8 protein-coding genes and 1 tRNA gene are annotated in these 9,661 nt (G+C 64.4%); 2 read left to right on the top strand and 7 right to left on the bottom strand.

The window, feature by feature from the left end; all coding sequences use genetic code 11:
* Positions 1-29: 29 nt before the first annotated feature.
* The 3 genes from K8R92_07615 to K8R92_07625 form a co-directional block, all read right to left on the bottom strand.
* Positions 30-887 (bottom strand): TIM barrel protein, encoded by an 858-nt coding sequence (locus tag K8R92_07615; GenBank protein MCE9619763.1) that lies wholly within the window; start codon positions 885-887, stop codon positions 30-32.
* Between the two features lie 10 nt (positions 888-897).
* Positions 898-3,831: an aminomethyl-transferring glycine dehydrogenase gene (gene gcvP / locus K8R92_07620; GenBank protein ID MCE9619764.1), complete on the bottom strand. Its 2,934-nt coding sequence runs from the start codon at positions 3,829-3,831 to the stop codon at positions 898-900.
* A 74-nt stretch (positions 3,832-3,905) separates the two neighbouring features.
* Positions 3,906-4,463 (bottom strand): lipid-binding SYLF domain-containing protein, encoded by a 558-nt coding sequence (locus K8R92_07625; protein ID MCE9619765.1) that lies wholly within the window; start codon positions 4,461-4,463, stop codon positions 3,906-3,908.
* Positions 4,464-4,663: 200 nt separating this feature from the next.
* On the opposite strand from K8R92_07625, the gene K8R92_07630 reads away from it, so the two are divergent.
* Together K8R92_07630 and K8R92_07635 are read left to right on the top strand one after the other, a co-directional pair.
* Positions 4,664-6,778, top strand: coding sequence for a M28 family peptidase (locus K8R92_07630; GenBank protein ID MCE9619766.1), 2,115 nt, complete (start codon positions 4,664-4,666; stop codon positions 6,776-6,778).
* Positions 6,779-6,824: 46 nt separating this feature from the next.
* On the top strand, positions 6,825-7,928 hold the full coding sequence (locus K8R92_07635) for an aldo/keto reductase (protein ID MCE9619767.1): 1,104 nt from the start codon (positions 6,825-6,827) through the stop codon (positions 7,926-7,928).
* Between the two features lie 33 nt (positions 7,929-7,961).
* Here K8R92_07635 and ndhC read toward each other — a convergent pair whose 3' ends face one another.
* From ndhC to asnS, 4 genes are all read right to left on the bottom strand, one after another.
* Positions 7,962-8,369, bottom strand: coding sequence for an NADH-quinone oxidoreductase subunit A (gene ndhC, locus K8R92_07640; GenBank protein MCE9619768.1), 408 nt, complete (start codon positions 8,367-8,369; stop codon positions 7,962-7,964).
* Positions 8,370-8,444: 75 nt separating this feature from the next.
* A tRNA-Pro gene (locus K8R92_07645) sits at positions 8,445-8,518 on the bottom strand.
* 42 nt (positions 8,519-8,560) lie between these two features.
* Entirely contained in the window at positions 8,561-8,782 is a 222-nt protein-coding gene (locus K8R92_07650) for a hypothetical protein (protein ID MCE9619769.1), read from the bottom strand.
* A gap of 49 nt (positions 8,783-8,831) precedes the next feature.
* The coding region (asnS, locus tag K8R92_07655) for an asparagine--tRNA ligase (GenBank protein MCE9619770.1) at positions 8,832-9,661 on the bottom strand (830 nt) is incomplete at its 5' end.

The raw sequence follows: 9,661 nt of genomic DNA on the forward strand, positions 1-9,661 counted from the left end.
GCGGCCGCCCGGACCCGCGGCGCGGATCCTCAGTCGCCGGCGCAGGCGGCGATTGCGGCGCGCAACTCGGCCTTGGTGTCCTTCGCGGGCATGAACTCATGCCCGATGAACCCGTGGTAGCCGGTGGCCACGATCGCCCGCATGATCGCCTGGTAGTTGAGCTCCTGCTGCGCGTCCAGCGGTCCGCGACCCGGCACGCCGGCGGTGTGGTAGTGGAGGATCCAGGGCGACGCCTTCTGGATCGTGCGGATCACATCGCCCTCCATGATCTGCATGTGGTAGATGTCGTAGAGCAGCCCGAAGCGCTTGTCGCCGACCGACTCGCAGAGTCGCACTCCCCATTCGGTGTGGTCGCCCATGTGGTCCTTGTGATCGACGCGCGAGTTGAGCATCTCCATGGCGACGCCGAGATTGCATTTTTGCGCCAGCGGCAGCAGCCGCTTCAAACCCGCGGCGCAATTCTCCAGGCCCGTGTCGTCGCCCAGTCCGCGCCGGTCGCCGGCGAAGACAATCACCAGTGGGGCGCCCGCCTCGGAGATTTTCGGAAAGAGCTCCTCGGCGCGCTTCAGGATCGCGTCATGGTTCTCAAGACGATTCAATCCATCGCTGATGGTCGTCGGCCCGTTGGCCACCGGGCAGGCGAGCTTGGCGGCGCGCACTTTCTCGATGTCGGGCGGATCCAGCAGGTCGATGCCGTCCAGGCGCGTGGTCTTCACCAGCTCAATGAGATTTTCGATCGACAGCGAACTGTGGCACCACCGCGCCACGCTCTGCCGCAGCAGCCGGCCATCCTTCGCCGGCGCCCGGCTTCCCGATTGGATCGCCGCGCTCGCGCCGCGCGAAGCCGCCGCCAGCAAGCCCGCGGCAAGAACTTGGCGGCGGTCCATCGCGCTTTGCTCAGAGGTAGGCGCTCATCGGCTCGCAGGAGCAGACGAGGTTGCGGTCGCCAAAGGGATTGTCGACGCGTCCGACGGCCGGCCAGAACTTGCGGTTGCGGACCCAGGGCAGCGGATAGGCGGCCTGCGACCGCGGATAAGCATGGCTCCACGTGTCAGCGCCGATCGCCTCGGCGGTGTGCGGGGCCCCCTTGAGGGGATTGTCGTTTTTGGGGCTTTTCCCCTGCTCAATCTGGGTGATTTCATTGCGAATCTGGATCATCGCCTCGCAGAAACGGTCCAGCTCCTCCTTGGACTCGCTCTCGGTCGGCTCGATCATCAGCGTTCCGGGCACCGGCCAGCTCATGGTCGGGGCGTGGAAGCCGAAATCCATCAGCCGCTTGGCGATGTCGTCGATCTTGATGTCCGCCGAGGCGTCGAAGGCGCGGCAATCCACGATGAACTCGTGGGCGCAGCAGCCACTGGCGTTGACGTAGAGCACCTTGTAGTGGTCGCGGACGCGCTTGGCCATGTAGTTGGCGGAAAGAATGGCGACCTGCGTGGCCTTGCGCAGACCCTCCGCACCCATGAGCGAGATGTAGACCCACGAGATCGGCAGGATGCTGGCGCTGCCGTAGGGTGCCGCGGCAACCGGACCGATCGCATGCTTGCCGGCGTTGGCGGGACGGATCACGGGATGCCCCGGGATGAAGTCAACCAGATGCGGCGCGACGCCGATCGGGCCGATGCCCGGGCCGCCGCCGCCGTGGGGAATGCAGAAGGTCTTGTGCAGGTTCAGGTGACAGACGTCGGCGCCGATCTCGCCGGGCCGGGTCAGTCCGACCTGCGCGTTCATGTTGGCGCCATCCATGTAGACCTGTCCGCCCTGCTCGTGAATGATCGAGCAAAGCTCCTTGATGCGGTCCTCGAAGACGCCGTGCGTGCTCGGGTAGGTCATCATGACGCATGACAGGTCGTTCTTGTGCAGCAGCGCCTTGGCGCGAAGATCGGCCAAGTCAACGTTGCCCTCCGCGTCGCATTCGACCGGCACCACCTTCATGCCCGCCACCACCGCGCTGGCCGGATTCGTTCCATGCGCGCTCACCGGAATCAGGCAGACATCGCGATGACCCTGTCCGCGCTGCTCGTGGTAGGCGTGAATGATCCGCAGCCCGGCGTATTCACCGTTGCTGCCGGAGTTCGGCTGCAGGCACATGCCCGCGAACCCGGTGATCTCGCAGAGCCACTTCTCCAGCGTGCGGAAGACTTCGGCGTAGCCGGCGCACTGCTCCAGCGGCGCAAAGGGATGCAGCTTCGAAAACGCGGGCCAGGTCACCGGAAGCATCTCCGCCGTGGCGTTGAGTTTCATGGTGCATGAACCGAGGGCAATCATGCTGTGGGCCAGGCTGAGATCGCGCCCCTGCAGCTGGAAAATGTAGCGCAGCAGCTCGGTTTCGCAGTGATAGCGGTTGAAGACATCCTGGGTCATGAAACTCTTGGTGCGCTTGAGCGACACCGGCAGCGCGTCGACCGCGTGCAGCGAGGAGACCTTGGGCGTGGGCCGGCCCGTGCCCGCCGCGAAGCAGTCGAGGATGTCCTGCAGATCGTTGGGAAGAACGGTTTCATCCAGCGCGAATCCGACCGTGCCGTCGCCATAGTCGCGCAGATTGATGCGGTGCTTCTTCGCCGCCGCGTGCACCTTGTCGGCGCTTGTGCCCTTGAGCTGGACGCGGACCGTGTCGAAGTAGTGCTCGTGCAGCGGCGCGTGGCCGAGCATCTTCAGTCCGGCCACCACGGTGCCGGTGGCGCGGTGCGCGTGCTCGGCGATGCGCTTCAGGCCGTCGGGGCCGTGATAGACGCCGTAGAAGGCGGCGATGTTGGCCAGCAGCGCCTGCGCAGTGCAGATGTTGCTGGTGGCCTTGTCGCGGCGGATGTGCTGCTCGCGGGTCTGGATCGAAAGGCGAAGCGCCGGACGTCCGGCCGAATCGCGGCTCACGCCGATCAGGCGCCCCGGCATCTTGCGGACATGCTCCGCCTTGGTGCTGAAGTACGCGGCGTGCGGGCCGCCGTAGCCCATGGGCACGCCGAAGCGCTGCATCGATCCGATCGCGACGTCGGCGCCGAGCTCGCCCGGCGAGGTCAGCAGCGTGAGCGCCAGCGGATCGGCGGCCATCACCACCAGAGCGCCGCCCGCCTTGATCTTGCCGACCGTGATCTTCCAGTCGCGGATGCGACCGTCGGTCGCCGGATAGGAGAGCAGCGCTCCGCAGTAATCCTTCTTGGTGAAGTCGATCTTGTCCGCGTCGCTCACGACAATCTCGACGCCCAGGCCCTTGGCCCGCGTCTGGATCACGGCGATGGTCTGCGGATGCGTGGCGGAGTCCACGAAGAACTTGGCACAGCCGGGTCGCACGCTCAGGCACATGTGCATGGCCTCGGCGGCCGCGGTCGCCTCGTCCAGCAGGCTGGCGCAGGCGATCTCGAGCCCGGTGAGCTCGCTGACCATGGTCTGGAAATTCAGCAGGCTCTCGAGGCGCCCCTGGGAAACCTCGGGTTGATAAGGCGTGTATGGCGTGTACCAGCCGGGATTCTCCAGCACATTGCGCAGGATCACGCCCGGCGTGTGGCAGTCGTTGTAGCCCATGCCAATGTAGGAGCGAAAGACCTGGTTCTTGCTCGCCAGTTCGGCGAGGCCAGCAAGGCATTCCGCCTCGCCGCGCATCCGGAAAGCCCCGCGGTTGGTCGGATCGTCGATGACCAGCGGCTTGGTCGAGCGGATCGACTCGGGAATCGCCGCCCGCATCAGCGCGTCCAAGCTCTCATATCCGATGTAGGTCAGCATCTCCGCGATGTCGGCGTCGCTGGGGCCGATGTGACGGCGGGCGAAGGTGTCGAGCGGCTCAAGCGAAGCGTGGGCGCTGCCGGTGGAGGACGAAACTTTTTCAAGCATGGACATGGGCCCAGTATAGGGAGGGAAGCAGCGTGAATTCCCGTGATTGGACCGCGTTTGTGGCCCGCGTATCGCGGCAGCTACTTGACCGAGTCCATGGACCGGTAGTTGAATTGCTGACCGCCGATGGAGGCATCAAACATCAACCCGGCGGGATCGGTGATGAACACGGCGACCCCTTCCTTATAGGAGGCGCTGGCGCCGCCGCCGGCGGAGATGGCCACGGCCGAGGCGTTGGCCGCAAAGACGAACTTGCCGGCGACGAATCCGTCGTAGCGCTCCTTGTCCTTGAAGAAGATCAACTCCGCAAAAGCCTGTCCGCCCAGAGTCAATCCGATGGTGCCCTTGCTGAGATCGCAATAACCGACAACCGTTCCGCCTTTGTAGACCATGCCGTGTCCATAGCTGAAAGCCAGGCCCGCGCCGCCATTGCCCACCTCGGGAAAGATGGCGTAGCCATAGCTGTCTTTGAAGAATGTCTCCAGCGACGCGTCCTTCGCCTTGGCGCTGGAGATGGTCGCCGTGCACGCGGAGGCCAGCGCGTCGCGGTCAGCCTTTTTTTCCGGAACCGTCGAGCAGCCCGACAAGAGGAGGGTGGCCAGAGCCAGGGATGCGGAGAGGGTCGCAAGTCGAACCATGGGAGTCATCCTTCTTTTGGAAAGCAGCGGGAGTCGCGTGAGGCCGTCGAAAACCCAGCCGTGAACGGCAGTCTAGGGGAAATCGCCGTTGGAAAGCCGGATTTGGCGGGGCATGCAATTGCAACTTTGTCCGGGTTGGGCGATGCGCCGACCTCTCCTCACACTTAGTATGTGCATCTTTCCAGTTCCCAGGAGTCATCATGAACACCCAGCGCCTCTCCCTCGCCGCTTTCATCGTCACGTGCTCGGCCGCCATTGCGTTCGCTCCTCCGCCGGCTCCCGACAAGACCGCTCCGATCAAGACGGAACAAAGCGCGGAGCAGACCGCGCCCGTCAAGAAGGATCAGGCCGCCAAGGCGTCGCCGGAACAGGCCGACCCTCTCAAGAGCGCCTCGTCGCACGCGGGCAAGCTGGTCGAGGGTGACAAGATCAACCCCTACACCTACGAGCCCGAATCGATCGCGGGCGATCCGAACAACCCCGCGGAAACCGACCTGCGTGCCGCGCTGGAGGCCATGGGGCCGACCGCCACCGAGTGGTACCAGCATGTGCAGACGCTTTCGAACCCCTTCTTCGAGGGACGCGTGCCCGGAAGCCGCGGCAACGATCTGGCCGCCGAGTACATCGAGTTCTTCATGAAGCAGGCCGGTCTTGAGCCGGCCTTCCCGAATGCGGCGGGTGCCGCGGGCAAGAGCTATCGCCAGCCCTTCGAGCTGGAGGGCGGCGCGCCGGTGGTGGAGACCGCCGAGCTCGCCTTGAATGGAAGTGCGCTGAAGCGCCAGGATCAGTTCGAGGTCATGGGCAGCTCGGGCAGCGGCACGGTGACGGCGCCGCTGGTCTTCGCGGGCTACGCGATCGAGTCGGGTCAGGACGGCTACACCAGCTTCGAGGAGAAGGACAATTTCGCCGGGAAAATCGTGGTGTTCCTGCGCTACGAGCCGCTGGACGAGAGCGGCGCCAGCCTGTGGAGCGACCGCCGCTTCAGCGGATACGCAGGCATGCGCCCCAAGCTCGACGCGCTCTCGGAGCGCAAGCCCGCGGCGCTGATCATGGTGAATCCGCCGGAGTGCAAGAGCGGCGCCAAGGGCCTCGAGCACACCGAGAGCAGCGTCTTCGGCCCGGGCTATGACTTCCCCATCGTGCAGATCACCCAGGAGCAGGCCGACGCGCTGCTCAAGAGCGCAGATCCCAAGGGCCGCTCGCTCATGGAGTTCCGCCGCCTCGCCGACCAGGGCAAGATCAAGACGCTTGCTCTGAAGGATGATGTCAAGGCCACCGTCCATGTCGCGATCTCCGAGAAGGGGCTCCCGGCGCAGAACGTCGGCGGCGTCATTCCCGGCAAGGGAGCGCTCGCCTCGGAATGGGTCGTGCTCGGCGCGCATTACGACCACGTCGGCATGGGCTACTTCGGCGCGGATCCCTCCAACCGCGGCAAACTGCATCCCGGCGCCGACGACAACGCCAGCGGCACCTCGGCCATGCTCTGCCTGGCCAAGAAGCTGAAGGACTACATGGCCTCCAAGGAGTCGCCGGACAATTGCCGCAGCCTGCTGCTGATGGGCTTCACTGCCGAGGAAATGGGCCTGGATGGAAGCCGAGAGTTCGTCAAGCATCCGACGGTTCCCTCCGACAAGATCGCCGCCATGGTCAACATGGACATGGTCGGGCGCCTGCGCGGCAATGAGCTCGCCATGAGCGGCACCGGCACGGCGGAAGGCTTCATCGATCTGATCCGTCCCGCGGTCGAGTCCAGCGGCCTGATCGTGAAGGCGGATCCGGGCGGCCGCGGCCCCAGCGACCATGCCAGCTTCTACGCCGCGGGCATTCCCGTGCTCTTCCTCTTCACCGGCAGCCACGGCGAGTATCACAAGCCCGAAGACCGCGGTTTCACCGTGAATCCCTATGGCGCAAGCAAGATCATCACGCTGACGGAGGGCCTGGTGAAAACTCTCGCGACCACGCCGACCAAGCCGGTCTTCAAGAGCACCGACGGCAGCGCGGGCGCCAGCCGCGGCTACGCCAAGGTTCGCCTGGGCGTGCAGCCGGGCATGAGCAAGCGCAAGTCGCCGGGTCTGGCCATCGACGGCGTCAGTGCCGACACCAGCGCCTCTGACGCGGGCCTGAAGGGCGGCGACGTGATCCTGACCTGGGATGGGCAGCCGATGAACGAGGCCAGCGAGCTCATGGATCGTCTGCGCGAGAAGAATCCCGGCGACATCGTCACGCTGCACATCATGCGCGACGGCGTGGAGCAGGATGTCAATGTCACGCTGCGGGCCTCCGAAAAAGCCGGCGCCCCCGCGGGCAAGAAATAGTTTCCCGCCGATCGAGATCCGAAATCACCAGGAGGTTCGCTTCGTCATGCAAGGACATTCATTGACCGACTACGTCACGTTGGGCCGCTCGGGTCTGCGCGTCAGCCCGATTTGCCTGGGAGCCATGACCTTCGGTAACGAGTGGAAGCTGGGCACCGACAGCGCCGAGAGCGACGAGATGATCACGCACTACCTCTCGGCGGGCGGCAACTTCATCGACACCGCGAACATGTACAACAAGGGCCACAGCGAGAAGATTCTCGGCGACTACTTCTCCAAGGGCCCGGGCAAGGGCACGCGCGATCGCGTGGTGATCGCCACCAAGTTCATGGGCAACATGTGGCCGCAGGACCCCAACGGAGGCGGCGCCGGCCGCAAGGCCATCCGTCACGCGGTGGAGGATTCGCTGCGTCGGCTTCAGACCGATCACATCGACCTGCTCTGGGCGCACTTCTGGGATCAGCACACGCCCATCGAAGAAATGATGGCGGAACTCGATCGCCTGGTGAAGGCGGGCAAGGTTCTGCATCTGGGATTGTCCGATCATCCGGCGTGGGTTTGCGTGAAGTGTCAGTACACGGCGCTGATGCGCGGCTGGGAGCCGCTCTGCGCCTTGCAGATCGAGTATTCACTGCTGCAGCGCACCGTCGAGAGCGACCTCATGAGCATGGCCCGCGACCTGAACCTGGGAGTGACGCCGTGGAGCCCGCTGCGCGGCGGCGTGCTCAGCGGAAAATTCGACCGCAGTAATCCGCCCAAGGACGACGGCTCGACGCGCGTGAAGAAGGAATCGGTCTGGCTCAACGAGAAGACCTTCCTGCTCATCGACGCCTTGAAGGAGATCGCCGCCCTGCGTCAGGCGACCGTGGCGCAGGTGGCGCTGCGCTGGCTGCTCGACCAGGACGGGGTCACCAGCGTGATCATCGGAGCGCGGCGGCCATCGCAGTTGAAGGACAATCTCGGGGCCTGCGCCGTGAAACTGACCGCCGAGGACCACGCCAAGCTGCATCAGCTGACCAAGTTCGAACCGCCCTTCCCCTGGGAATTCCTGGACATGATCCGGACCGCGATTCAAAATGGGTCAACGGTGAACGGGATCAAGTCAAACGTCTGGGACGCCAGTCCCAAGAGCGCCGCCGAACGCTTCTGAATTGGATGTGAAAGTGCCGCGGCTGCCCGCGACTCAATCCCAGCGGAAGACGCCCTTGCGCCACGCATAGATGTAGGCGATCACGCTGGTGCCGATGAAGAAGAGAATTCGCGCCAGGAAGAGCAGCGCCTCGGGGCTTCGCGGTTCGAGCTGCGTGAAGGTGACCGCCCACGGGTAGAGGAAAATGATCTCGACGTCGAAGACCAGGAAGGTCATGGCCAGCACATAGAAGCGGATGTTGAATCGCTTGCGCGTGGTGCCGAAGGGATTCATGCCGCTTTCCACCGCGACGCCCTTGGTGGAGCCGGTGTTCTTCGGGCCCAGCAGCGAGGTGGCGACCTGATTGACCACCGAGAAGATGACCGCCATCACGAAGACGATCAGGATCGGCGCGTAGGAGCTCAGCGTGAAATCGGTGGGTGCCTGTGCCAGTTCGATCATCGTCGCCATTGTTCCTTGGACCCGTCAAATCCGCAACACGGCCCCGGACACGCGGCCGGAACGCTCCTTCAGCAATCGGGGCAGCCGGACTTGAACCGACGACCTTCTGGTCCCAAACCAGACGCTCTACCAAGCTGAGCTATGCCCCGCCAAACGATCAGTGAAGGAACAAGTCTAGCAACTTGCACTCTTTAAATTGGTGTTCGGAAGCCGAGGGCGCGAATGGCGCACCAGCCCAGCATGCCTTCGATCATGACGAACCACCCGCCAAGAATGCATCCGATGGCGGGCCAGATCAGCCAAGCGGGACCATTCGTGAACCACCACACCACCGCGGCGATACCCAGCAACTCAACTAGGGCTCCAGCGATGATCCGTGCGGTGCGGCCCTTTTGATCGATGTTGCATTTCACGGCGAAAGCCTCCGCGCGAGTCGTGGCGAAGTACGCGCCGCTTGCGGCTTCAGAACTCGCATGTGCCCGAGGCCCGCGGGAATGGAATGCAGTCGCGGATGTTGGTCAGGCCGGTGGCGTAGGCGATGGTCCGCTCGAAGCCGAGGCCGAACCCCGCATGAGGCACCGAGCCGTAGCGCCGCAGATCGCGGTACCAACCGTAGGAAGCCGGATCCAGATGGCACTCGCGCATGCGCGAATCAAGGATGTCCAGCCGCTCCTCGCGCTGGCTGCCGCCGATGATCTCGCCGATCCCCGGCGCCAGCACGTCCATGGCCGCCACGGTGCGGTCGTCGTCGTTGACGCGCATGTAGAACGCCTTGATGCCCTTGGGGTAGTTAATGACGATCACCGGTTTCTTCGCATGCTGCTCGGTGAGGTAGCGCTCGTGCTCGGACTGCAGGTCGATGCCCCACTTCACGGGAAACTCGAATTTCTGTTTCGCCCGCTCGAGGATGGAAACGGCTTCGGAATAGTCCATGCGCACGAATTCAGATTCCACGATGCCTTGCAGCTTGGCCACCAGGCCCTTTTCGATGCGTTCGTCGAAGAACGCCATGTCCTCGGCCCGCTCGGCCAGCAGCGTCCTGAAGACGTGCTTCAGCAAGGCCTCGGCGAGGTTCGCGTCGTCCGCGAGGTCCGCAAACGCGATTTCCGGCTCCACCATCCAGAACTCGGACAGATGCCGGCTGGTGTTGGAGTTCTCCGCGCGGAAGGTCGGGCCGAAGGTGTACACCTTGGACAGCGCGAGGCAGTACGCCTCGACGTTGAGCTGCCCCGACACCGTCAGGAAGGCCTCGCGCCCGAAGAAGTCCTGGGTGAAGTCGACCTTGCCTTCGG

The sequence above is a fragment of the Planctomycetota bacterium genome, from assembly GCA_021414025.1.
Classification (GTDB): domain Bacteria; phylum Planctomycetota; class Phycisphaerae; order Phycisphaerales; family SM1A02; genus SYAC01.

Excerpts from the sequence above, each read along its gene's own strand:
- K8R92_07615 (MCE9619763.1), bottom strand. The coding sequence starts at position 887 with ATGGACCGCCGCCAAGTTCTTGCCGCGGGCTTGCTGGCGGCGGCTTCG.
- gcvP (MCE9619764.1), bottom strand. The coding sequence starts at position 3,831 with ATGTCCATGCTTGAAAAAGTTTCGTCCTCCACCGGCAGCGCCCACGCT.
- K8R92_07625 (MCE9619765.1), bottom strand. The coding sequence starts at position 4,463 with ATGGTTCGACTTGCGACCCTCTCCGCATCCCTGGCTCTGGCCACCCTC.
- K8R92_07630 (MCE9619766.1), top strand. The coding sequence starts at position 4,664 with ATGAACACCCAGCGCCTCTCCCTCGCCGCTTTCATCGTCACGTGCTCG.
- K8R92_07635 (MCE9619767.1), top strand. The coding sequence starts at position 6,825 with ATGCAAGGACATTCATTGACCGACTACGTCACGTTGGGCCGCTCGGGT.
- ndhC (MCE9619768.1), bottom strand. The coding sequence starts at position 8,369 with ATGATCGAACTGGCACAGGCACCCACCGATTTCACGCTGAGCTCCTAC.